General features: G+C 68.2%; 17 protein-coding genes. 7 read left to right on the top strand and 10 right to left on the bottom strand.

Annotated elements, in window-relative coordinates; translation table 11 throughout:
* Nucleotides 1–3 precede the first annotated feature (3 nt).
* Both EDC29_RS14590 and EDC29_RS14595 read right to left on the bottom strand, forming a co-directional pair.
* Nucleotides 4–4,083: a response regulator gene (locus tag EDC29_RS14590; RefSeq protein WP_132230480.1), complete on the bottom strand. Its 4,080-nt coding sequence runs from the start codon at nt 4,081–4,083 to the stop codon at nt 4–6.
* Between the two features lie 424 nt (nt 4,084–4,507).
* Nucleotides 4,508–5,446 carry a putative 2-dehydropantoate 2-reductase gene (locus tag EDC29_RS14595; RefSeq protein WP_132230482.1) on the bottom strand — a complete coding sequence of 313 codons (939 nt, stop codon included), beginning with the start codon at nt 5,444–5,446 and terminating at the stop codon, nt 4,508–4,510.
* Nucleotides 5,447–5,746: 300 nt separating this feature from the next.
* Between EDC29_RS14595 and EDC29_RS14600 the strand changes: the two genes are divergently transcribed.
* Nucleotides 5,747–5,998, top strand: a complete 252-nt coding sequence (locus EDC29_RS14600) for a hypothetical protein (protein WP_132230484.1) — start codon at nt 5,747–5,749, stop codon at nt 5,996–5,998.
* 86 nt (nt 5,999–6,084) lie between these two features.
* Here the strand turns inward: EDC29_RS14600 and EDC29_RS14605 are convergent, their stop codons facing one another.
* From EDC29_RS14605 to EDC29_RS14630, 6 genes are all read right to left on the bottom strand, one after another.
* Nucleotides 6,085–7,815, bottom strand: coding sequence for a nickel-dependent hydrogenase large subunit (locus EDC29_RS14605; protein WP_123142069.1), 1,731 nt, complete (start codon nt 7,813–7,815; stop codon nt 6,085–6,087).
* Between the two features lie 56 nt (nt 7,816–7,871).
* Entirely contained in the window at nt 7,872–9,179 is a 1,308-nt protein-coding gene (locus tag EDC29_RS14610; RefSeq protein WP_123142068.1) for a (Fe-S)-binding protein, read from the bottom strand.
* Nucleotides 9,176–9,838, bottom strand: a complete 663-nt coding sequence (locus EDC29_RS14615; protein ID WP_123142067.1) for a hypothetical protein — start codon at nt 9,836–9,838, stop codon at nt 9,176–9,178. The genes EDC29_RS14610 and EDC29_RS14615 overlap by 4 nt, the downstream gene beginning before the upstream one ends.
* Nucleotides 9,835–10,932 carry a hydrogenase small subunit gene (locus EDC29_RS14620; RefSeq protein WP_123140710.1) on the bottom strand — a complete coding sequence of 366 codons (1,098 nt, stop codon included), beginning with the start codon at nt 10,930–10,932 and terminating at the stop codon, nt 9,835–9,837. The genes EDC29_RS14615 and EDC29_RS14620 overlap by 4 nt, the downstream gene beginning before the upstream one ends.
* A 17-nt stretch (nt 10,933–10,949) precedes the next feature.
* Nucleotides 10,950–11,390: a hydrogenase expression/formation C-terminal domain-containing protein gene (locus EDC29_RS14625; protein WP_123140711.1), complete on the bottom strand. Its 441-nt coding sequence runs from the start codon at nt 11,388–11,390 to the stop codon at nt 10,950–10,952.
* A 120-nt stretch (nt 11,391–11,510) separates the two neighbouring features.
* Complete coding sequence (locus EDC29_RS14630) at nt 11,511–12,011, bottom strand: hydrogenase maturation protease (RefSeq protein ID WP_123142065.1); 501 nt, start codon at nt 12,009–12,011, stop codon at nt 11,511–11,513.
* A 74-nt stretch (nt 12,012–12,085) separates the two neighbouring features.
* Between EDC29_RS14630 and EDC29_RS14635 the strand changes: the two genes are divergently transcribed.
* Nucleotides 12,086–12,316 carry a HypC/HybG/HupF family hydrogenase formation chaperone gene (locus EDC29_RS14635; protein ID WP_123140713.1) on the top strand — a complete coding sequence of 77 codons (231 nt, stop codon included), beginning with the start codon at nt 12,086–12,088 and terminating at the stop codon, nt 12,314–12,316.
* An 8-nt stretch (nt 12,317–12,324) separates the two neighbouring features.
* On the opposite strand, the gene EDC29_RS14640 is transcribed toward EDC29_RS14635, so the two are convergent.
* Nucleotides 12,325–12,783 (bottom strand): hypothetical protein, encoded by a 459-nt coding sequence (locus tag EDC29_RS14640; RefSeq protein ID WP_123140714.1) that lies wholly within the window; start codon nt 12,781–12,783, stop codon nt 12,325–12,327.
* 290 nt (nt 12,784–13,073) lie between these two features.
* Here EDC29_RS14640 and ppsR point away from each other — a divergent pair, with 290 nt between their 5' ends.
* The 5 genes from ppsR to EDC29_RS14665 all read left to right on the top strand — a co-directional run bounded on the left by ppsR (nt 13,074) and on the right by EDC29_RS14665 (nt 18,488).
* Nucleotides 13,074–13,910, top strand: coding sequence for a posphoenolpyruvate synthetase regulatory kinase/phosphorylase PpsR (gene ppsR / locus EDC29_RS14645; RefSeq protein WP_005220989.1), 837 nt, complete (start codon nt 13,074–13,076; stop codon nt 13,908–13,910).
* 229 nt (nt 13,911–14,139) lie between these two features.
* Nucleotides 14,140–15,234, top strand: coding sequence for a Re/Si-specific NAD(P)(+) transhydrogenase subunit alpha (locus EDC29_RS14650; protein ID WP_123140715.1), 1,095 nt, complete (start codon nt 14,140–14,142; stop codon nt 15,232–15,234).
* Nucleotides 15,235–15,278: 44 nt separating this feature from the next.
* On the top strand, nt 15,279–15,575 hold the full coding sequence (locus EDC29_RS14655; RefSeq protein WP_005220991.1) for a proton-translocating transhydrogenase family protein: 297 nt from the start codon (nt 15,279–15,281) through the stop codon (nt 15,573–15,575).
* Nucleotides 15,576–15,588: 13 nt separating this feature from the next.
* Nucleotides 15,589–16,992 carry an NAD(P)(+) transhydrogenase (Re/Si-specific) subunit beta gene (locus EDC29_RS14660; RefSeq protein WP_132230486.1) on the top strand — a complete coding sequence of 468 codons (1,404 nt, stop codon included), beginning with the start codon at nt 15,589–15,591 and terminating at the stop codon, nt 16,990–16,992.
* A gap of 338 nt (nt 16,993–17,330) precedes the next feature.
* Nucleotides 17,331–18,488: an AI-2E family transporter gene (locus EDC29_RS14665; RefSeq protein WP_132230488.1), complete on the top strand. Its 1,158-nt coding sequence runs from the start codon at nt 17,331–17,333 to the stop codon at nt 18,486–18,488.
* 81 nt (nt 18,489–18,569) lie between these two features.
* Here EDC29_RS14665 and ppsA read toward each other — a convergent pair whose 3' ends face one another.
* Complete coding sequence (gene ppsA, locus EDC29_RS14670) at nt 18,570–20,945, bottom strand: phosphoenolpyruvate synthase (protein ID WP_132230490.1); 2,376 nt, start codon at nt 20,943–20,945, stop codon at nt 18,570–18,572.
* Nucleotides 20,946–22,051: the final 1,106 nt, after the last annotated feature.

The following is a 22,051-nucleotide window of genomic DNA, read 5'->3' on the forward strand; positions in this document are numbered from 1 at the left end:
GGGTCACCCATCTAGCGTCGTATCCAGTGTCTCGATCAGGCGTCGAGTCGCCGTCTCCGCGGCGCGGAAATCGAAGGCCTCGAGTCGCTCGCGAATCGGGGCGAGCAGCTCGGGGGCGATGCGAGGTTCGAGGCTGTCGAGCAGCGGGCGAACCCTCGCCGGGTCGTCCTGATCGAGCGCTTCGAGCAGTTGCTGTACCAGGGCATCCGTCCTGGCCTCCGTGCTTGGCGATCGTTTTTGCGCCGCCGCGGCCGGCGGCGGGTGTTGCGCGATGTACTCGGCGATCGCGTGCAGGCTGGCCGTCATGGTGCGCGTCAGCTGGTCGATCGCCGATCTCGTCTGCTCGGCCATGCCTGAGTGCGCGGCCGTCTCCAGCTCCGTGGCCGCCTGCTGCAGCGACTTCAGCCCGAGGTTGCCGGCCGCTCCCTTGAGCTTGTGGGTGAGCGTCGCGATGGTGTTGCGATCGCCCGACTCCTCGAGCCGGTGGAGCTTGCTCCCGGTATTGGCGTACTCGTCGCCGAAACGGCGCAGGTTGGTCGTATAGACGGTCGCGTTGCGCCAGCGCGTCATCGCCTCGGCGCTGTCGAGCAGGGGCAGGCTGCCCTCTGTGTCATGGTGTGAGGGCGCCGGCGACTCGATTCCCTTGCCGTTCGTCGGCGTGTGACCGAGATGGCTGCGGATGGTCGCGATCATCTGGTCGACATCGAAGGGCTTGGGCAGGAAGTCATCCATCCCGGCGGCGAGCGCGGCCTCGCGCTGAGGCTGGAAGGCGCCGGCGGTCAGGGCGATCACCGGCAGTTGCGCGAGACCGAGCCGTTGGCGGATCTCGTGGGTTGCCATGTAGCCGTCCATCACCGGCATCTGGATATCCATCAGCACCAGATCGACACCCTGCGGGTGCTGCTCGACCCAGTCGACCGCCTCGCGCCCGTTGGCGGCCTCGTGGACCTCGGCGCCCTCGCCCTCGAGGATGGTGCGGGCGACCTCGCGATTGATCTCGCTGTCGTCGACCACCAGCAATCGAACCTCTTCAAGACGTGGCTCTTGGTGTCCGGGGGGCTGCGCCGCCGAGCCGGCGTGTCGCGTCGTCGGCTGTTCGATCTGCTGCATGGCGTTGTAGAGCGCCGAAGGGGTGACCGGCTTGTGGATGAGTGCGTCGATCTCTGTCGCGAGTTCGTGTTCGCGGCCATAGGCGGTGGCCATGATCACGCGGGGCATCTGTTCGGAGGGGAGCGTGTCGCGCGCGATCCTGACCGTCTCGATGCCGTCCATCCCCGGCATCCGCCAGTCGATCAGCAACAGGTCGAAGGGGGACGGTCCGGGTTGGCGATCGAACAGCAGCGCCAGCGCCTCCTCGCCCGAGCTGGCTGTCATCGAGTCCCAGCCGAGGGTCCTGGCGCAGGCCTTCAGGGTTGCGCGCGCGGCCTCGTTGTCGTCGACCACCAGCACATTGCAGCGCGGCAGCGGGGGACGCTGCGACATGGTGGGTGCCGCGGCGTAGGGCAGAGTGAACCAGAACTCACTGCCTTGACCGACCTGGCTGGTCGCGCCGAGCGTCCCGCCCATCGCCTCGACCAGGCGCCGGCAGATGGCAAGTCCCAACCCGCTGCCGCCGAAGCGCCGGGTGGTCGAGGTGTCGGCCTGGGTGAAGGCCTGGAAGATTGCCTGCAGCTTGTCCGGGGCGATGCCGATCCCGGTGTCCTTGACGCTGAAGTGCAGCCTGAGCTGATCGGGTTCGGAGTCGTCGCAGAGGACCCGCACCAGCACCTGGCCCTGCTCGGTGAACTTGAGCGCGTTGGAGACCAGGTTGGTGAGCACCTGCTGGAGTCGCAGGGCGTCGCCGTAGAGGGTGTCGACTCCCTTGGGCGGGACGCCGACGATCAGCTCGACCTGATGGTTGCCGCTCTCCGGGGCCATGATGGTGGCGATGTTCTCGAGGACCTCGCCGAGACTGAACGGCACATGCTCGACCTCGAGTCGCCCGGCCTCGATCTTGGAGAAGTCGAGGATGTCGTTGACCAGCGCGAGCAGGGCGCGGCTGGCGCTGTGGATCTTGACCACCAGTCGCCGTTGCTCATCGTCGAGCGCGGTCTGGTCGAGCAGATAGGTCAGGCCGAGCACGGCGTTGATCGGGGTGCGGATCTCATGGCTCATGTTGGCGAGAAATCCGCTCTTGGCCTCGGTGGCCGTCTCGGCCTGGCGCACCGCCTCGCGCAGCCGCTCGTTGAGGGCGAGCAGCTCGTGGGTGCGCTGGCCGACCTTGAGTTCGAGCTGACGGTTGGCGTCGATCAGTGCCTGCTCGGCCTTGTACTTGTCGGTCACGTCGCGGTTGGTGCCGACCATCTGCAGTGGCTGCCCTTGCTGGTCACGCTCGATCAGCGCCGCCGAGTGGATGTGACGGATCTCGCCGCTGGTGTGCTGGATGCGGAAGCTGAGCTCGTCGACCTGTTTGCCGAGCAACTGCAGTCGCAATCGCTCCTCGACATGGGGGCGGTCGAGTGGGTGGATCCGTGACAGCCAGGCGGTATAGTCGAGTGCCGGCCTGCCGTCGCGACCGTGCTCGAGTCCGTAGATGGCGTACATCCGCTGGTCCCAGGTCAACTGGTTGTCGTCGAGTTGCCACTCCCAGATGCCGATGCCCGCGGCATCGAGCGCCAGGCGCATGCGCGAGAGTGTGGTGCGCAGCTGGGCCTCCAGACGATGGTAGTCGCTGAGGTCGCGAACGATATAGGACAGCCCGATGATCCCGCCGTCGCCGTTGCGGACCGGTGAGATGGTCGCGGCCAGCTCGATGAGACGCCCGTCGCGATGGCGATGCTGGATGCCGAATCGACGCAGGGTCTGGCCGCTGCGGACCTGGGCAAGTCCCGCCTTCCAGGCCTCGACATTCCCCTTGGTATCGAGTACCGGCGGTGGCTGGCCGATCATCTCATCGGCACGGTAGCCGAACAGCCGCTCCGCCGCCGGGTTCCAGCTGACGACCCGATTGTCGAGTCCCTGGCCGATGATGGCGTCGTCGGTCGACTCGATGATGGCGGCGAGTCGGCCGCGTGACTCGGCCGTCTGCAATCGCTTGCGGGTATTGTCGAGATAGATCCACAGCAGCCCCGAGATCAGAGTCGAGAACAGCGCGATCAGCCCGGCGACATGCTGGGGATCGCGCAGGTTGAGGTTGGCGAGGAAGGCTGGCAGTACCTTGATCTCGATCTGCCAGCGTCGTCCGTAGAGCGCGATGGTGTGACGGGCGACGAGGTCGTCGATGATCGGCGTGTCGCTGCCGGGCGAGCTGTAGAAGCGTTCGGGTCGTTCGTTGTCGTCGAGGTCGGTGAGCGTCAGGCTGAACTCGTCGCCGCGGAAGTCGAAGTCCGCCAGGACCTCGTCGATCACCAGTGCCGTATAGGCCCAGCCGACCACGGTCGTCTTGTCGTCCCTGGCCGCTGCCGGCTCGGAGAGCGCCAGCAACAACAGGAAGGAGCGTAGAGGCTTGCCGCTGGCCTGCACCAGGGTGATCGGCGCGGTCAGGGTCGGCTGACCGCTGTGCATGGCGTTGATGGCTGCCTGGCGTCGATTGGACTCCGAGGCGATGTCGAGACCGATGGCCTCGCGATTGTGCTCGAGCGGCTCGATGATCTGGATCACGAAGCGCTCGCCATCGTGTTTCTGGAGCTGGTGGACAGTGAAGTCGGGACGTCCATCGTGACGAATGCGCCTGATGAAGGCGTCGACCTGGTCAGGAGCGACCCGGCTGATATAGCCATAACCCCGTGATCCGGGAAACTCGCGTCGGTGCTCGCGTGAGGCCATGTAGCGGCGGAAGTCGGCGAGTCGGACCTGGTCGCCGCCGGCGCTGATGATCGCGCCGCGGGCACCGCGCAGGCCGTATTCGTAGATCTGCATGCGATCCCTGAGCTGGTCGACGACCCGCTCGACCAGGAAGGCGAAGCGCTCGCGCTTGGTGGTCTCGTTCTCGTTGGCCAGCTGGGCGTGGACCACGACGGCGAGGACCAGCCCGGCCGCGAGCAGCAGCAGCGGGAGGTACAGCGGGACCGTGGCAGCGAGCCGGCGGAGTCTGGAGGTCGCCATCACGCTCAGTCGGGCAGGCGTCGGTCAGGATCCCGGCAGCAGAGTGCCGGCCATCGGTGGGGTGCCGGTCTTGGCGCGGAAGCGGCGTGATCGGTGAGCGTGGCTGCTCGGGTCGACATCATCGATTCCTCCACGAGGGCGCTTCCTGGGGGCTTCGTCCAGGTCCTTGTCGTTGCTGCTGGCGAGTGCGGTCTCGGCGCCTGTCACCGGTGTCGGCGACTGCTGCTGACGGGTGGACTCGGGCGCGCCCCCGCGGTGAGGCGCGGGTCAGTCCCGGGGTGGCGATCGTGCGTCCAGACCGCCGTTGGATGGTGGCGACGCTTGGGGTGGGTTCAAGCGCCGCTGGCCGGATCGTCGAGGTTGGCGGGAAACACCCGATGGGTGGCGCCCCATCTGCTGGGGCGCATCGTGGCTGCGAAGGGCTTCAACCGGCGTCGCGGTTGTGCCGATCGCGGAAGGCCAGGGCATCGGCGAGGGCCGCGATCACGGGCAGCTGCGCGCCGTGGCGCTCAGCCTCCCGCAGTGGGCGGCGATACATGTATTCGAGCTCCAGCGGACGCTTGTCGAGATAATCCAGCCGCATGCTCGGGGCATAGGGCCGCATCTGCTCGGTGAAGCGTATCAGCCGCTCGGGAAAGTCCGGTGCGAAGGGGTGGCCGCAGGCCTCGGCGCCACGCGCGACCTCGGCCATCAGCCGCTGGGCGAGGCGCCGCGCGTCGGGGTCGGCGATGATCCGGTCGGTATCGGCGTCGAGCAGCACCGAGAGACCGTTGAAGGGGATGTTCCAGGCGAGCTTGCGCCAGCGTGCCTGGTGCAGGTCGGGCAGGGACTCGACCTCGACCCCGGCGCCCGAGAAGGCCTGCATCAGCGGTTCGATGCAGGCGCGGTCGCGCTCGTCGAAGGGGGCGAAGCTCACGGTGCCGTAGTCGAGATGGACGATGTGTCCGGGTCCGACCTTGTTCGAGCACAGATAGCACATCCCGGCGATCACCCGCGCCTCGGGGAAGGCGGCGGCCAGCTCGTCCTCCATGGTCAGGCCGTTTTGCAGGTTGAGGATGATGGTGCCGGGACGGACCAGGGGGCGCAGCAGTGTCGGCAGGCGGTGGTTCTGGATGGTCTTGAGCGCGACGCAGACCACGTCGCTCGGCGGGATGGCGTCACTGTCGCGATAGACCTCGACCGGGTCGAGATGGAGGTCGCCGAGGGGCGAGTCGACGCGCAGCCCGTCGCGGGCGATGGTCGCCGCGTCGCTGCGGGCGATGAAGCGCACGGTTGCGCCGGTTGCCTGCAGCCGTGCCCCGTAGAAGCCGCCGAGCGCGCCGGTGCCGAGGATGGTGAAGCTGAGATCGGTTGATGCTGTCATGTCTTGCTGGTGGTGCGTCCGGGGACGCACTGGAGGTTGGATTGCAACATCTCAGTATACGCCCTCGACGATGCCTCGCCCGCGAGGCGGCCCGTCGTGCTGGGCGAGCGAGTGAAACGCGACCCGGATCGCGTCGCTCCGCCCCTGTCTGGGTTACCCTGAACCCAGGACGAAAGCGATGGTGTCTGGCTCCGCTGAGTCGCCGGTGGCGATGTCGGCGCGAGACCATCCCAATCCGGTGTATGCGACAGGCGACGGACTCTCCTCGTACGCGCATCGATCAAGCAGTGGAGTCCGATCGTGACCTATTTCTACCAATCCTTCGGTCTGGTCCCCGCCTGGGCCTTCGCCTCCGGGTGGATGCTCGGCATGTGCTCGCCTGCGGCCTATCGCTGGGTGCCGAGCGCGCTGGGGCTGGGCCATGTCGAGTCGGCGCAGGTGAGCGCCGCAGCGCTCCCGGAGGCCGTCGCGCCATCCCGACCGGTCGGCGCGCACACGAGTCGCCCCCGGTCTGCGAGCCGGGTCGACGAGGTGCTGTCCGAGGCCTGCTGAGCGCGACCTGGCCGCCCTATGGGCATCTCCCATGCCGCGCGCGCCTGGCCATCAAGGTCGGGCGCTGAGCTGTCCGCGCACCGGGGTCAGCAGACCTTGATCTCCAGCTGCTCGCCGGAGTCGGGGTCGGCCAGGTGCACGGCGCAGGCGATGCAGGGGTCGAACGAGTGGATGGTGCGCAGGATCTCCACCGGTTGTCTGGGGTCGACCAGCTGGTGGTTGTGCTCCAGTGCCGCCTCGTAGGCACCGGGCTGCTCCGCGGCGTCGCGGGGGCCGGCGTTCCAGGTCGAGGGCACCACCGCCTGATAGTTCTCGATCCGACCGTCGCGGATCACGATCCAGTGACCGAGCGCGCCGCGCGGGGCCTCCATGTAACCGGCGCCGCGCGCCTCGCGCGGCCAGGTCTCGGGGTCCCAGGTGCGGGCGTCGAAGGTGCGGGTGTCGCCGGCGCGGATGTTGTCGATCAGGCCGCGATACCAGTCGTCCATGGCGTCGACCAGGATGCGGGTCTCGAGCGCGCGTGCGGCGGTGCGCCCGAGCGTCGAGTAGAGCGCGGTGATCGGCAGATCGAGCTGGCGCAGCGCCTGACCGACCAGTTCGCGGGTCTGTTCGTGACCGCGGGCGTAGAGGAGCAGCACCCGTGCCAGCGGGCCGACCTCGACCGCGTGGCCCTTCCAGCGCGGCGACTTCATCCACGAATAGCCATCGGCGACGTCGAGCTGGGTATAGGGCGGTCGCACCCCGCCGCGCCCGTCGTAGTCGAGCCGGGTCTCGCCGGCATAGGGGTGCAAGCCTTGATCCTTGCCTCCGGGATAGTCGTACCAGGCGTGGGCGACGAACTCCTGGATCTGCTCGGGGTCGTCGAGATCGATCTCGTGGATGGTGTCGAGGTCGCGCCCGAGGATCACCCCGCGCGGGAACAAAAAGCCCTCCGGGCTCAGCGTCTCGCCGCTGGGCAGGTCGCCGTAGCAGAGGAAGTTGCCGAGCCCCTCGCCGCGCTCGGCCCAGTCCTTGTAGAAGCCGGCGATGGCCAGGGTGTCGGGGAGATAGACCTGCTCGACGAAGGTGCGCATGCGCGCGATGATCGCGGCCACCTCGGCCAGTCGGCTGGCGTCGAGCGCCGAGTCGGAATCGAGGTCGATGGGGCAGGGTACGCCGCCGACGACGAAGTTCGGATGCGGATTCTTGCCGCCGAAGATGGCGTGCAGCCGGGCCGCGTCGCGCTGCCAGGCGAGCGCCTCGAGATAGTGCGCCACCGCCATCAGGTTGGCCTCCGGCGGCAGCCGGTAGGCCGGGTGCCCCCAGTAGCCGTTGGCGAAGATGCCAAGCTGGCCGGACTCGACGAAGCCGCGCAGCCGCTTGCGCACCTCGCTGAAGTAACCCGGCGAGGACTTCGGCCAGGCGCTGATCGTCTGGGCCAGGGTCGAGGTTGCCGCCGGATCGGCCTCGAGCGCCGAGACCACGTCCACCCAGTCGAGCGCGTGGAGGTGGTAGAAATGCATCACGTGGTCGTGGATGTATTGCGCGCCGATCATCAGGTTGCGGATGCGCTGGGCGTTGAGCGGCGGGGTGATGCCGAGCGCGTCCTCGACCGCGCGCACCGAGGCGATGCCGTGGACCAGGGTGCAGACGCCGCAGATGCGCTGGGCGAAGGCCCAGGCCTCGCGCGGGTCGCGACCGCGCAGGATGGTCTCGATGCCGCGCACCGAGGTGCCCGAGCTGTAGGCGCGGGCGATGCGGTCACCGGACAGCTCGGCCTCGATGCGCAGGTGCCCCTCGATGCGGGTGACGGGGTCGACGACGACACGTTGACTCATGGAACTGGTTCTCCTGCTGCTGGCCGGGTCTCCCGGTCTGGCTCATGCGGGTTGGCTCAGGCCGGCTGGCCGGACTCGGTGCCCGCTTCGGGCTCGACGGCCGGTCGCTCGACCAGATGCTCGGCGATCATCTCGGTCAGCCCGACCACCGGGATGTCCATGTTGAACTCCTCGAGCCCCTCCTCGAGCTGGGTGCGGCAGGTGGCGCACATGGTCACCATGCGCTCGGGCTCGACCGCCTCGATCTGCGCCTTCTTGCGCTTGAAGGCGGCGAGCTTCAGCGGCTCGGCGCGCTCGTTGGAGCTGACCCCGCCGCCAGCCCCGCAACACCACTGGAAGCGCCCGTGCTCGTCGAGGTCGACGAAGTTCTCCGCCACCAGGCCCATCAGCGCGCGCTGCTCGCCGATCACCCCGCTCTTGCGCGCGAGGTTGCAGGGATCGTGCATCGACAGCCGGTCTGCCTCCTTGCCCTCGGTGTGCAGTCGTCCGTCGCGGCGCAGCTCGTCGAGCACCTCGATGATGTGGAAGACGCGGAAGGGATAGGGGCGCCCGATCAGGTTCGGGCCTTCCCAGCGGATCGCGGTGAAGGCGTGACCGCACTCGGGGCTGATCACCCGGCTCACTCCGAGCGCCGAGGCTGCGGCCACCACCCGCTCGACGAGCTCGGCGGCGATGTCCTTGCTGCCGATCTGGATGCCGGCGTTGGTGGCCTCGAAGCACTGGGTGGAGAGCGTCCAGCGCACCCCGGCGTGATCGAAGATGCGGGTGATCGCCTCGAGGTACTCGGGGAAGTTGATGATCTCCATCGACGAGAGCATCACCAGATACTCGGCCCCGGCGCGATCGACCGGCACCGTCAGCCCGGTGCTGCGCTCGACGTGCTGGATCTGTACCGCCAGCGTCTTCCACTGCAGTCCCATCGGGCTGCCGGTCTGGATCGCGCGCACCGAGGCGGCGACCAGCCCTTCCGGGGCGTGGCCGGACTGCACCATGCCCTCACGGGTCTTGCGGATCATGTAGGCGAGGTCGTTGCCCACCGGACAGACCATGGAGCAGCGCCCGCACATGGTGCAGCTGTCGTAGAGCAACGGCTCCCACTCGGCGAGCATGGCGTCGCTGACCTCCTGTCCCAGACCCAGCCAGCGCTTGATCCGTCCCCACAGGGTGAATTCGGCCTCCCACACCCGTCGTAGCGGCTCGAGCTTGAGGATCGGGGTGTAGCGCGGGTCGCCGGTCTCCAGATAGAAGGGGCAGGACTGGGCGCACAGCCCGCAGCGCACGCAGCTCGAGAAGAAGGCCGCTACCGGGGCGTCGATCTCGGCGCGCAGCGCGGCCAGTCCACGTTCGAGAGAGAGTTCGCTCATGACCGCACCCCCTTGCGGCCGAAGGCCGCGCCGTTGTACCAGCGCGCGAAGACGGTGGTGAAGATATGGGTGAGCTTGGTGAAGGGCAGACAGATCAGCAGCAGCTCGGCACTGAGGATGTGCATGCCGAGCGCCAGCGGATAGGGCTCGACCAGCCGGTGATAGGCGAGATAGCCGGTCAGCACCACGGCGAAGGTCAGTGCCCACACCAGATAGTCCTGGGGGATGCTGATCCGGCGCTTGACCGGGTGGAGCAGACGATGGAGCAGCGCCGCGACCAGCCCGGCCAGGGTGATGGCGGTGAGCAGGTCGATCACCGGGTTGGGCAGGGCCGGCCAGGAGACGCCGAAGACCCCGGCGATCAGCTCCACATGCGGCACGGAGAGCAGCAGCACAATGATGAAGCCGAGGTGCCAGACCCAGCCGACCAGCACGTCGAAGGGTGCGCGCCTGAAGGTGCCGGGGTCGGGGATGGTGCGGGTGAAGACGGTGCGCAGCCCCGGCAGCCACTCGCCGGCGCGCGCCTCGGCATGGTTGGTGGCGCGCCCGAGCAGCAGGATCTCGAACAGCCGCGCCAGCATCCCCACGGCGAAGATGCCGAGTGCGATCTGGAACATCGGCCCCTTGGTCCACAGCAGGAATTCCATCGCGCCGTTCATAGCTTCTTCTCCAGCTCTTCGACGGTGACCGGTTCGCGGTGCTGCTGCTCGTCGCGGGTGAGGTGCCTGGCGGCCAGCGCCGTGCCGGCGCCGAGCGCGGCCCCGGCGGCGCCGGCGCCGAGCAGTGCTGCGGCGTTCACCCGTGGTGGTACCGAGACGGCCCGGTAGAAGCCGCCGGCGTCCCAGAAGGCCGGCTCCGAGCAACCGAGACAGGGGTGCCCGGCCTCGATCGGCCAGCTGGTGCCGCCGTTCCAGCGCTGGGTGGCGCAGGCGTTGTAGGTGGTCGGACCCTTGCAGCCGAGCCGGTAGAGACACCAGCCCTGGCGCGCGCCCTCGTCGTCGAAGGACTCGGCGAACAGGCCCCGGTCGTAGAAGGGACGGCGATAGCAGCGGTCGTGGATCGACTCGCCGAAGAAGGCCAGCGGCCGCCGGTAGGCGTCGAGCTCGGGCAGTCGACCGAAGGTCAGGTAATGCGCCAGCACCCCGGTGATCGCCATCGGGATCGGCGGACAGCCGGAGATGTTGACGATCGGCTTGTCGTGCACCAGCTCCATCACCGCGCGCGCGCCGGTGGGGTTGGGGGCGGCGCGCGGCAGTCCGCCGAAGGCGGCGCAGGTGCCCACCGCGATCACCGCCGCGGCATGCTCCACGGTCTCCATCAGGATCGCGTGATTGCTGTGACCGGCGACGGTGGAATAGCCGGGGTTGGCCTCCGGACCGGGGATGGAGCCGTCGACCACCACCAGATAGGCCCCGGCATTGTCGCGCATCGCCTGCAGCCGCGCGGCCTCGGCCGCCTCGCCCGAGGCCGCCTGCAGGGTGTGGTGGTAGTCGAGCGAGATCGCCTCGAAGATCAGCCCCTCGAGGGTCGGGGCGTGGCTGCGGGTGAGCGACTCGGTGCAGCCGGTGCACTCCTGGAAGGAGAGCCAGATCACCGAGGGGCGGCGCGCCGCCTCCAGCGCCTCGGCGATCCTCGGGATCAGGCTCGGCGGCAGCGCCATCAGCGAGGCGGTGGCGGCGCAGAACTTGAGAAAACCACGCCGCGAGACCCCTTGGGCACGCAGCTGCTCGGCGAGTGTCTGGGAGGCGGCCATGATCCCTCCTCGTGGCGTCAGGACGGTGGAGACGGGTCGCCCGCGCCGGCCAGCCCGGCGTCGAGGCGCTGCAGACCGGCGCTGAGCGTGGCCCGATCGGTGCGCAGGATCTGCGGTACGGTGGCGATCTCGAGATGCAGCGCGAGCCGCTGGTCGTCGGCGTCGCGGTAGTCGACGACCCACACCCCGGCGATGGCCGACTCGTGGACCCGGGTCGGTCCCATGGCCTCGATCCGCGCCTCGACCTCGCCGCGACCGATGAAGGCCAGCAGCTGGTCGATCAGCGTGGCGTCGAGCGGCAGGGCATGGAGGTCGATGCGGTGTTCGCCGCCATCGGCGACGAGCCGGGCGAGCGCGTGGCGCACCTCATGGAGCAGCGGGACCAGTGGTCCGGGCAGGGGGGGGAGAGCGTCCGTGTCCGTGTCCCCGGCGGGGGCGATGGATTCCAGTGTGGGCATGTCGCTCACCTCGGACTGACCTTGGGAGGGAGTTTAGGCGCTTTGTCTGCGTTTCGAGTTGACTTGGCGCAGCTATTTAAGAAGGTTAGCAAGCTCCAATATAGTGAGTGTCTCGCGGGGTTATTCATCGTCCCAACGTCTGAGCAGGGCGTGAACCGCGGCGATGGCGCCGGGCAGCGCGGCCTCGACCGAGAGGCTCAGGTGTTCGCCCCAGTCGATCCGCTCGGGCTCGATGGCCACCAGCGCGCGCGGCTGCGGCAGGCTGTCGGTGAGCCGGGTGATGTCGAGCAGGTCGGCGAGCCCGACCTCGTGCACGCTGCTGGCGTGGGCGCGCAGATGCGCATCCATCGCCGCGTCCTCGAACACCAGGATGGTGCCGGGGGGCTCGCCCAGGGTGGCGACATCGACCACGATCAGCCGCGCGAAGGCGGCGATGTCGGTGGCCAGGGTGAATCCCAGGGTGCCGCCGTCGAGACAGCGGAAGGGCGCGCCCGGGCCGGACTCGACCTCGAGCCGGCGGACCAGGCGCGGGCCGAGGCCCTCGTCGCTGAGCAGCAGGTTGCCGATGCCGAGGATCAGGGTATCGGGTTCGCGGGGTGGCGGTGATGGGGGCTGATGCATGGTCTGGGTCCATCCTGGTTGGATGCGGGCGCGCCGTGCTGGAGAGACGGCCTCGGGCCGTCGGGAGAGAACAGATGTGTTTCGGGATACCGATGCGGATCCGCGCGATCGACGGTCTGGTCGCCCACTGCGAGGCCGGGGGCGTGGAGCGACAGGCCAGCCTGTTGATGCTGGCGCACGAGCCGCTCGTCGTCGGTGACTACGTGGTGGTCCACCTGGGGCACGCGATCGAACGGGTCGACCCCGAGGCCGCCGCCGAGGCCTGGCGTCTCTACGACGAGATGCTGGCGGCGGGACGGGAGTAGCGGGCCGCTCAGCCCTGGACCTCGCGGGCGAGCGCGTATTGCGCCTCGACCTCGGCGGACTCCGACTGCGTATCGTCCTCCATCATCGCGCAGTTGATCGCCATGCGTGCCTGCACCGCCGCCTTCCAGGCGGGGTTGCGGGCATCGCGACGTACGTCCTCGGGGGCGAGCGCGGCGCTGGCGGCGGCGGCGACGAAGTGCTCGGCCTGGGCCATCCAGTCGGTGTCCTTGCCACAGTCGGTATAGGTGCGGGTGGCGTGCGCCTTGGCGATGCGGAAGGCCTCGGCGAGCGCCTCCGGGGGGCTGGCCGGATCGACCCCGGTGGCGATCGCCTGATGGACGCGCGCATCGCTGCACAGCGCGCCGACACGCTCGGCGAAGCGGCAACCGAGGACGCGTCGCTCGCGATGCGTGAGCGCGTCGAGCGCGGCGCGAAGGTCCTGGTCGGTCTCGATACGGATGGCCATGATCGGCTCCTCGAGTTGGCGGGTGAAGGACCGGCTGAGATCGCGTCAAGAATATCAGTAAATGATCATATTGCCAGCCGCCAGCCGCCAGCCGCCAGCCGCCAGCCGCCAGCCGCAGTCTGCCCTCGATCGCTGGGCGTAGGGACGGGGCGGCAAGCGCGCGCCGTCGTTGCGGATACAGGCCCACTGGAGGCTGGCGGCTGATAGCTGGCGACTTTATGCGAGGATAGGGACAGTGGCCGGGTGTGCCCCGGTCGCGGGTGTCTTCCTCCCCGTCTGGAATCGAGTCTATGAACAGAACCGTCTTCTTCGTCTCCGAGAGCACCGGCATCACCGCCGAGACCCTTGGCCACAGCCTGCTGTCGCAGTTCGACACCGTCGACTTCGAGCAGGTCTACATGCCCTACATCAACACCGAGATGCGCGCCAAGGCGCTCACCCAGCGGATGCAGGAGGCGGCCGAGCGCGACGGGGTGCGACCGATCGTCTTCGCCACCATGCTCAACGACGAGATCCGCGACATCCTCAAGACCGGAAACTGCTTCTACATGGAGCTGTTCGAGGGCTTCGTCGAGCCGCTCTCGGCCGAACTCGGGGTCTCGCCGAGTCGCGAGTCCGGGCGCAGCCACGCCATCACCCGACCGAACTTCTACACCAAGCGGATCGAGGCGATCAATTTCGCCATGGCCAACGACGACGGCGTGCGCCCCGACAACCTGAGCCGCGCCGACGTGGTGCTGCTCGGCGTCTCGCGCTCGGGCAAGACCCCGATCTGTCTCTATCTGGCGATGCACTACGGGCTGCGTGCGGCCAACTACCCGATCACCGAGGAGGACTTCGAGCACGGCGACGTGCCCAAGCAGGTGTGGGACTGTCGCGACAAGCTGTTCGCGCTGATCATCGACCCCCAGCGCCTGCAGCTGATCCGCGAGGAGCGTCGCCCCGGCAGTCCCTATGCCTCGCTGTCGAAGTGCCAGCAGGATCTGCGTCAGGCGCAGCAGATCTTCCGCCGTCTCCAGGTGCCGGTGATCAACACCACCAGCCAGTCGATCGAGGAGGTCTCGGCGCAGATCATCAAGAGCTTCAAGGAAAACCAGGAGCGACCGCTGGCGCTACGGGTACGCTGAGCGCGTGGGCGGGCCACGCCCGCCCGATCCCGTTTGGGTGTTGAATAAGCATTTAAAGATATTTTAAATTGCCGATTAACCCCTGATCCGAACAGGGTTTCGACCGCCGCTGTCGAGACGCGCGTGCCGGCTGACCGGCGCGGTTGCGGGCTGCTTTGGCGGTCCTGATAATGACTTGCAGGCACGATCATGCACGTGTCGAGACGAGGACGAGAAGGGACAGACGCGAATGAAGATAGGCATTCCCATGGAGCGCCGTCCCGGCGAGGCCCGCGTGGCCTCGACCCCGGAGGTGGTGCGCAAGCTGGTGGCCAAGGGCCTGGAGGTCTGGGTCGAGGAGGGCGCCGGTGCGCGCGCCGGTTACCCCGATGCGGACTATGCCGAGGCCGGTGCGAGCCTCGGCGCGCGCGAGACGGTCTACGACGCCGACCTGGTGCTCAAGGTGCGCCGCCCCGAGCCCGATGAGGTCGCGCTGATGCGCCGCGGCGCGCGTTATCTCGGCTTTCTGGAGAGTTGCGGCGAGGACGACCTGCTGGCGGCGATGCAGGCGCGCGAGCTGTTGGTCTTCCCGCTCGAGCGGATGCCGCGCACCTCGCGCGCGCAGTCGATGGACGCGCTCTCCTCGCAGAGCAGCATCGCCGGCTATCGCGCCACCCTCGAGGCGGCGAGCCGCTACGGGCGCTTCTTCCCGATGATGATGACCTCGGCCGGCTCGGCCAAGCCGGCGCGGCTGGTGGTGCTCGGCGCCGGGGTCGCGGGGCTGCAGGCGATCGCCACCGCACGGCGGCTCGGCGCCGATGTCCACGCCTATGACGTGCGCCCCGAGACCCACGAACAGATCCGCTCGCTCGGCGCGCGCCCGATCGAGCTCGATCTCGGCGAGAGCGGCGCCGGCGAGGGCGGCTACGCCCGCGAACTCTCCGACGAGGCCAAGGCCCGCCAGCAGGCCGCGCTCGCCGACGAGCTGGCGCGCGCCCAGGTGATCATCACCACCGCGCAGATCCCCTGTCGCCAGGCCCCCATGCTGATCCCGGAGACGGTGGTCGAGCGCATGCGCCCGGGCTCGGTGATCGTCGATCTGGCCGCCGCCAGTGGCGGCAACTGCCCGCTCACCGTCGCCGACGAGGTCGTCGAGCGTCACGGCGTCACCCTGGTCGGGCTGACCAACTACCCGGCACTGCTCGCCGCCGACGCCAGCGCCTTCTACGCGCGCAACCTCGCCAACCTGCTCGAGCTGATGATCGAGACCGGGGCGTCCGGACCCCAGCTCAGGGACCCGGCGGACGACGAGATCACCGCCGCGATGGTGGCGCGCGCCGACTGAGCGCGCGCCCGCCATCCGTCCACCCATTGCCAACGGAGAGACTCATGCCCGAGTTGCTCGATCCAACCATCATCGCGCTCTATGTCTTCATCCTCGCCTGCTTCATCGGCTACTGGGTGGTGTGGGGCGTGACCCCCTCGCTGCACACCCCGCTGGTGGCGCTCACCAACGCCATCTCCGGCATCGTGCTGATCGGCGCGCTGCTGGTCGCCGGTGACCCCGAGGCCGGGCTGCTGACCCAGTTGCTCGGTTTCCTCGCGGTGCTGCTCGCCTCGATCAACGTCTTCGGCGGCTTCCTGGTGACGCACCGCATGCTCTCCATGTTCAAGAAGAAGCGATAGGGACGGCATTTCGATGGAGCTTTCAGTCAATCATCAGGCGCTGGCCTATCTCGCCGCGGCCGTCCTCTTCATCCTCGGGCTCAAGGGGCTGACCCACCCGGCCACCGCGCGACGCGGCAACCTCTACGCCATGCTCGGCATGGTGATCGCCATCGCCGCCACCCTGCTCGGCGCTCAGGTGCAGTCCTACGGCTTCATCATCGCCGGCATCGCCATCGGCGCGGTGATCGGCGCGGTGGTCGCGGTGCGTATCCAGATGACCGCGATGCCGCAGCTGGTCGCGGCGCTGCACAGCTTCGTCGGCATGGCCGCGGTGCTGGTCGGCATCGGCACCTTCCTCGAGCGCAGCGCCAGCGGCGGGCTCGACGCCCTGCTGATGAGCGAGATCTCGGCCGGGGTGGTGATCGGCGCGATCACCTTCACCGGTTCGGTGATCGCCTTCGGCAAGCTCCAGGGGCTGATCGGCGGCGCCCCGGTGCGCTTTGCCGGGCAGCATCTGCTCAATGCCCTGATCGTGCTGGCGACGGTGGCGCTGGCGGTGCACTTCGCGCTCACCGGCAGCCTGCTCTCGCTGCTGCTGATGACCCTGCTCGCGCTGCTGCTCGGTTTCACGCTGATCATCCCCATCGGCGGCGCCGACATGCCGGTGATCATCTCGATGCTCAACAGCTACTCCGGCTGGGCGGCGGCGGCCACCGGCTTCACCCTGCACAACAACCTGCTGATCATCGTCGGTGCGCTGGTTGGCTGCTCCGGGGCCATCCTCTCCTTCATCATGTGCCGGGCGATGAACCGCTCGATCCTCAACGTCGTCTTCGGCGGTTTCGGCAGCAGCGGCGGTGGCGGCGGCGAGAGCGCCGGCGCCCAGGCCGCCGAGCGCGGGGTCAAGTCGGCGGCGGTCGAGGACGCCGTCTACTGGATGGAGGACGCCGCGCGGGTGATCGTGGTGCCCGGTTACGGCATGGCCGTCGCCCAGGCCCAGCACGCGCTCAAGGAGCTGATGCAGCAGCTCGAGGGGCGCGGGGTGGAGGTGCGCTTTGCCATCCACCCGGTCGCCGGGCGGATGCCGGGGCACATGAACGTGCTGCTCGCCGAAGCGGACATCCCCTACGAAAACGTCCAGGAGATGGACGAGATCAACCCCGACTTCCCCGGCACCGACGTGGTGCTGGTGGTCGGCGCCAACGATGTGGTCAACCCCGCCGCGCGCGAGGACGCCTCCAGCCCGATCTACGGCATGCCGATCCTCGAGGCCGGTCGCGCGCGCCAGGTCTACTTCCTCAAGCGCTCGATGCGTCCCGGCTACTCCGGCGTCGACAACCTGCTCTTCTACCAGGACAACACCTCGCTGATCTTCGGCGACGCCAAGGACACCATCGAGGCGATCAACGCCGCGCTCAAGGGCGGCGGGCACTGAGACCCCGGCAGGGTCGCCCGGGTCCCGTGCGGGGCCCGGGTGCCCGCTTCGAACAGGTCGGGTCGGCCGAGACTGATCTGGCGCGGCTGGTCGTCTACTCTGGCTCGACTCACTGTTCGATGGCGGGGTTGCTGTCGGGTCGGTTGTGTCTCTCTGCGCCAGTCTTGTCTGCCCCGTGTGATTCGCGCCAACGTCCTCGACTGCATCCGTTAACCCCGAGCGGCTATGCTGTGCGCTCACGGGGCGGGGTGCGTGGCCGGGGAGGGCGCGTATCCTGTTGATCCCGTCCCCTTCGATGTCGCGCGCTTTGGCGCGGCGACTGCAAGACGAGAGCGAAGATGAATCAAGATTACGTCAACAAGACCGTGGTGCTGTTGCTGGCGCTGGGGATCTCGGCGCTGTTCCTGACGATGATCCAGCCCTTTCTGATGGCGCTGTTCCTCGCCGGGCTGTTCAGCGCGCTGGCCAGGCCGCTGTTTCTGAGGTTGCAGACGCGCTTCTCCGGGCGGCGTCATCTGGCCTCGATGACGACCCTGCTGATCATGGCGGTGGTGGTGCTGATCCCGCTCGGGGTGCTGTTCTGGGTGCTGTTGGCGCAGGCGCTCGATGTCAGCCACGCCATCGGCGAGTGGTTCAAGGGCTCGCTGCAGGACCCCGGCGTGCTCGCCGATCATCTGCACCGCCTGCCCTTCTACGATCAGCTGATGGTCTACGAGGACGAGATCCTCGGCCAGCTCGGCAATGCCACCACCGCGCTCAGCAAGCTGCTGGTGGAGTGGGTCTCGGGGGTGACGCTGGGGACGGCGAACTTCGTCTTCATGACCTTCGTGCTGCTCTACAGCATGTACTTCCTGCAGATGGACGGGCCCAGGCTGATCGAGCGCATCCTCTACTACCTGCCGCTCAAGACCAGCGACGAGCGGGTGATGCTGGAGAAGTTCACCTCGGTGACCCGCGCCACGCTCAAGGGCTCGCTGCTGATCGGGTTGTTGCAGGGGACGCTCGCGGGGATCGCCTTCGCCGTCGCCGGCATCGACAACGCGGTGTTCTGGGGCACGGTGATGGCGGTGCTGTCGGTGATCCCCAACGTCGGCGCGGCGCTGGTGTGGGCGCCGGCGGTGGCGATCCTGGTGGTGCAGGGCGATGTGGTGACCGGGGTGACGCTGGGGCTGTTCTGCGGCCTGGTGGTCGGCTCGCTCGACAACCTGCTGCGCCCGGTGCTGGTCGGCAAGGACACCAAGATGCACGAGCTGATGATCTTCTTCGGCACCCTCGGCGGCATCTTCATGTTCGGGCTGGCGGGGATCTTCATCGGCCCGGTGGTGGCCTCGCTGTTCATCTCGGTGTGGGAGATGTACGGGGTCGAGTTCGCCGAGGTGCTGCCCGACGTCGAGGAGGTGCTGGAGGGCATCGACCTGATCGAGGAGCCGCCGACCGCCCCCGAGCCCGCGCCGAGCGAGACAGGCGGCGATCAGGACGACGCCGCAGGGCGCTGAACGGGCATGAAAAAACCCCGGCCGCCGTGGCGCTCCGGGGTTCGTTGCGACCGGCGCCGCGGCGCCGGTGCGGGGTCGACCTCAGAGGGTCTTGGCCTGTTCGGCCAGGTAGAGCCAGGTGTCGATCACGGTGTCGGGGTTGAGCGAGATGCTGCTGATCCCCTGCTTGAGCAGCCAGTCGGCGAAGTCCTTGTGGTCCGACGGGCCCTGGCCGCAGATGCCGACGTACTTGCCCTTGGCGCGGCAGGCGGCGATCGACATGGCGAGCATCTTCTTCACCGCCGGGTCGCGCTCGTCGAAGTAGTCGGCGACCAGACCGGAGTCGCGGTCGAGCCCCAGGGTGAGCTGGGTCATGTCGTTGGAGCCGATCGAGAAGCCGTCGAAGTACTCGAGGAACTCGTCGGCCAGCACCGCGTTGGAGGGCAGCTCGCACATCATGATCAGGCGCAGCCCGTTCTTGCCGCGCTCCAGACCCTGGGCGGCGAGCGCCTCGCTGACCGCCTTGGCCTGACCGAGGGTGCGCACGAACGGGATCATGATCTCGACATTGGTCAGGCCCATGTCGTCACGCACCCGCTTGAGCGCCTCGCACTCCATCTCGAAGCACTCGCGGAAGTGATCGGCGACGTAGCGCCCGGCGCCACGGAAGCCGATCATCGGGTTCTCTTCCTCGGGCTCGTAGCGCGGACCGGCGATGAGGTTGGCGTACTCGTTGGACTTGAAGTCCGACATGCGCACGATCACCGAGTTGGGCGCGAAGGCCGCGGCGAGGGTGGAGATGCCCTCGGCGAGCTTGGCGACGTAGAACTCGCGCGGGCTGTCGTAAGCGGCGATGCGCGGGGCGATCTGGGCGCGCAGCTCCTCGGGCAGCTGGTCGTACTCGAGCAGCGCCTTGGGGTGGATGCCGATCATGTTGTTGATGATGAACTCGAGTCGCGCCAGACCGATACCCGCGTTGGGGGTGGCGGCGAAGGCGAAGGCCCGGTCGGGGTTGCCGACGTTCATCATGATCTTGACCGGGATCTCGGGCATGGCCGAGAGCTCGATGCGCTTGTGCTCGAAGTCGAGCTTGCCGTCGTAGATGAAGCCGGTGTCGCCCTCGGCGCAGCTGACGGTCACCGCCTGGCCGTCCTTGACCACATCGGTGGCGTTGTTGCAGCCGACCACCGCCGGGACGCCCAGCTCGCGGGCGATGATGGCGGCGTGGCAGGTGCGCCCGCCACGGTTGGTGACGATGGCCGCGGCGCGCTTCATCACCGGCTCCCAGTCGGGGTCGGTCATGTCGGTGATGAGCACATCACCGGGCTCGACACGGTGCATGTCGGCGATGCTGTTGACGATCTTGGCAGCACCCGCGCCGATGCGGTTGCCGATGCTGCGTCCGGTGGTGAGCACCTCGCCCTTCTCTTGCAGGGTGTAGCGCTCGATGACGTTGCCCGAGCGGCTCTGCACCGTCTCGGGACGGGCCTGGACGACGTAGAGACGCCCGTCGATACCGTCCTTCGCCCACTCGATGTCCATCGGGCGGCCGTAGTGGCGCTCGATCAGCAGCGCCTGCTTGGCCAGCGCCTCGACCTCGGCATCGCTGATGCTGAAGCGTTGCTGGTCGGCCTCGGGCACCGGCTCGGTGCGCACCAGCTGGTCGCTGTCGGCGTCGCTGTAGACCATGCGCACGGCCTTGTCGCCGACGCTGCGACGCAGGATCGCCGGGCGACCGGCCTCGAGGGTCGGCTTGTGGACGTAGAACTCGTCGGGGTTGACCGCGCCCTGCACCACCATCTCGCCGAGACCGTAGCTGGCGGTGATGAACACCGCGTCGCGGAAGCCGGACTCGGTGTCGAGGGTGAACATCACGCCGGAGGCGGCGAGGTCACTGCGCACCATACGCTGGATGCCGGCCGAGAGCGCGACGTTGTGGTGCTCGAAGCCCTGATGGACACGGTAGGAGATGGCGCGGTCGTTGAACAGGGAGGCGAAGACCTCCTTGATCCGATGCTTGATGCTGTCGAGGCCCTGGACGTTGAGGAAGGTCTCCTGCTGTCCGGCGAAGGAGGCATCGGGCAGGTCCTCGGCGGTGGCCGAGGAACGCACCGCCCAGGACACCGCATCGCTGCCGGCCTCTTCGACCAGCTTGGCGTAGGCGGCGTCGATGGCCGACTCCAGCCCCTCGGGGAAGGGCTGCTCCATCACCCAACCGCGGATGCGCGGGCCGACCTCGGCGAGGGCGGCGACATCGTCGACGTCGAGCGCGTCGAGCGCCTCCCGGATGCGCGCATCCAGCCCGTCCTTGGCGAGGAACTCGCGATAGGCCTCGGCTGTGGTGGCAAATCCGCCCGGCACCTGGACACCGACATCGGTCAGGTTCTGGATCATCTCGCCCAGGGAGGCGTTCTTGCCACCGACGATGGGCACGTCATCCATCCCGAGGTCGCTCAGCCAGCGGACGTAGTCGGTCATTGTGTTCTTTCTCCGGTCTTAGAGGTTGCGCCGCCCGGGCGTTGGCCGGGCGGTCGCGGTTCGTTGCGAGGTGAACGATAAAGCGGGCACGACCCACAGATGACGGCAGGTTTGATCGATCAGCCCCAGAAGAATCATAGGAATATAACGTATCGCCCGCATGACCGTCCCGGCGCTCAGTCAATAGTAAGTATTGACTGAGTAAAGCCTTGATCGGCCCGTCACCCCGCGCCGCGGCTCTCTGGGCTGGGTGATTCTCCCTTGAACCCTTGCGCCTATTCAGGCAGCCTAGGCAGGCTATACAAACACTCATCGCATGTTGTCGCCCCTGACATCCTGCACGTTCACGAAAGAGGACCAGTTTGATGAATGAGAGCGCGACCCGGCTCGCGAAGGCGAGGGAATCTTTAGAAACGGTCGACATTGGGAAGATACTCGTCTGGGCAGTGGGTATCGCCGTGATCTGCGGCGGTATCTATGTCGCCGTCGCGGAGAAGCGTGCGGAGAACCGGGTTGAGCCCTCTCCGGTTGAGGTGGCCGAGCATCTTGCCCCGATCGGCAGTGTGAAGCTCACCCCCGCGCCCGAGCCGGCCCCGGCGCCTGCCGCCCCGGCTGAAGAGGTCGCGGCGCCGGCCGAGGCTGCAGCGGTTGAAACGACCGCTGCCGCCGAGGAGGCCCCGGCTGCCGAGGCTGCGCCCGAGGTTGCCGAGGAGGCTGCCCCGGCCGAGGAGAGCGCCCCGGCTGAGCCGGCGGTGATCTCGAAGCCGCGTCCGGCCTGGATGGAGCACATGGCTCCGCTCAAGCCGAAGGCCGAGGAGCCTGCTGCTGCTGAGCCTGCCGTCGTCGAGGCCACCGAGGAGACCGCCGCACCGGCCGAGGCAGAGGCTGCCGAGCCTGCCGTCGTCGAGGCCGCCGAGGAGGCGCCTGTCGCCGCTGAGGAGACCGCCGCACCGGCTGAGGCCGAGGCTGCCGAGCCTGCCGTCGTCGAGGCCGCCGAGGAGGCGCCTGTCGCCGCTGAGGAGACCGCCGCACCGGCTGAGGCCGAGGCTGCCGAGCCTGCCGTCGTCGAGGCCGCCGAGGAGGCGCCTGTCGCCGCTGAGGAGGAG

Origin of the sequence: Marichromatium gracile, from assembly GCF_004343155.1 — a bacterium.
Lineage (GTDB): Bacteria > Pseudomonadota > Gammaproteobacteria > Chromatiales > Chromatiaceae > Marichromatium > Marichromatium gracile.

Excerpts from the sequence above, each read along its gene's own strand:
- EDC29_RS14590 (WP_132230480.1), bottom strand. The coding sequence starts at position 4,083 with ATGGCGACCTCCAGACTCCGCCGGCTCGCTGCCACGGTCCCGCTGTAC.
- EDC29_RS14595 (WP_132230482.1), bottom strand. The coding sequence starts at position 5,446 with ATGACAGCATCAACCGATCTCAGCTTCACCATCCTCGGCACCGGCGCG.
- EDC29_RS14605 (WP_123142069.1), bottom strand. The coding sequence starts at position 7,815 with ATGAGTCAACGTGTCGTCGTCGACCCCGTCACCCGCATCGAGGGGCAC.
- EDC29_RS14610 (WP_123142068.1), bottom strand. The coding sequence starts at position 9,179 with ATGAGCGAACTCTCTCTCGAACGTGGACTGGCCGCGCTGCGCGCCGAG.
- EDC29_RS14615 (WP_123142067.1), bottom strand. The coding sequence starts at position 9,838 with ATGAACGGCGCGATGGAATTCCTGCTGTGGACCAAGGGGCCGATGTTC.
- EDC29_RS14620 (WP_123140710.1), bottom strand. The coding sequence starts at position 10,932 with ATGGCCGCCTCCCAGACACTCGCCGAGCAGCTGCGTGCCCAAGGGGTC.
- EDC29_RS14625 (WP_123140711.1), bottom strand. The coding sequence starts at position 11,390 with ATGCCCACACTGGAATCCATCGCCCCCGCCGGGGACACGGACACGGAC.
- EDC29_RS14630 (WP_123142065.1), bottom strand. The coding sequence starts at position 12,011 with ATGCATCAGCCCCCATCACCGCCACCCCGCGAACCCGATACCCTGATC.
- EDC29_RS14635 (WP_123140713.1), top strand. The coding sequence starts at position 12,086 with ATGTGTTTCGGGATACCGATGCGGATCCGCGCGATCGACGGTCTGGTC.
- EDC29_RS14640 (WP_123140714.1), bottom strand. The coding sequence starts at position 12,783 with ATGGCCATCCGTATCGAGACCGACCAGGACCTTCGCGCCGCGCTCGAC.
- ppsR (WP_005220989.1), top strand. The coding sequence starts at position 13,074 with ATGAACAGAACCGTCTTCTTCGTCTCCGAGAGCACCGGCATCACCGCC.
- EDC29_RS14650 (WP_123140715.1), top strand. The coding sequence starts at position 14,140 with ATGAAGATAGGCATTCCCATGGAGCGCCGTCCCGGCGAGGCCCGCGTG.
- EDC29_RS14655 (WP_005220991.1), top strand. The coding sequence starts at position 15,279 with ATGCCCGAGTTGCTCGATCCAACCATCATCGCGCTCTATGTCTTCATC.
- EDC29_RS14660 (WP_132230486.1), top strand. The coding sequence starts at position 15,589 with ATGGAGCTTTCAGTCAATCATCAGGCGCTGGCCTATCTCGCCGCGGCC.
- EDC29_RS14665 (WP_132230488.1), top strand. The coding sequence starts at position 17,331 with ATGAATCAAGATTACGTCAACAAGACCGTGGTGCTGTTGCTGGCGCTG.
- ppsA (WP_132230490.1), bottom strand. The coding sequence starts at position 20,945 with ATGACCGACTACGTCCGCTGGCTGAGCGACCTCGGGATGGATGACGTG.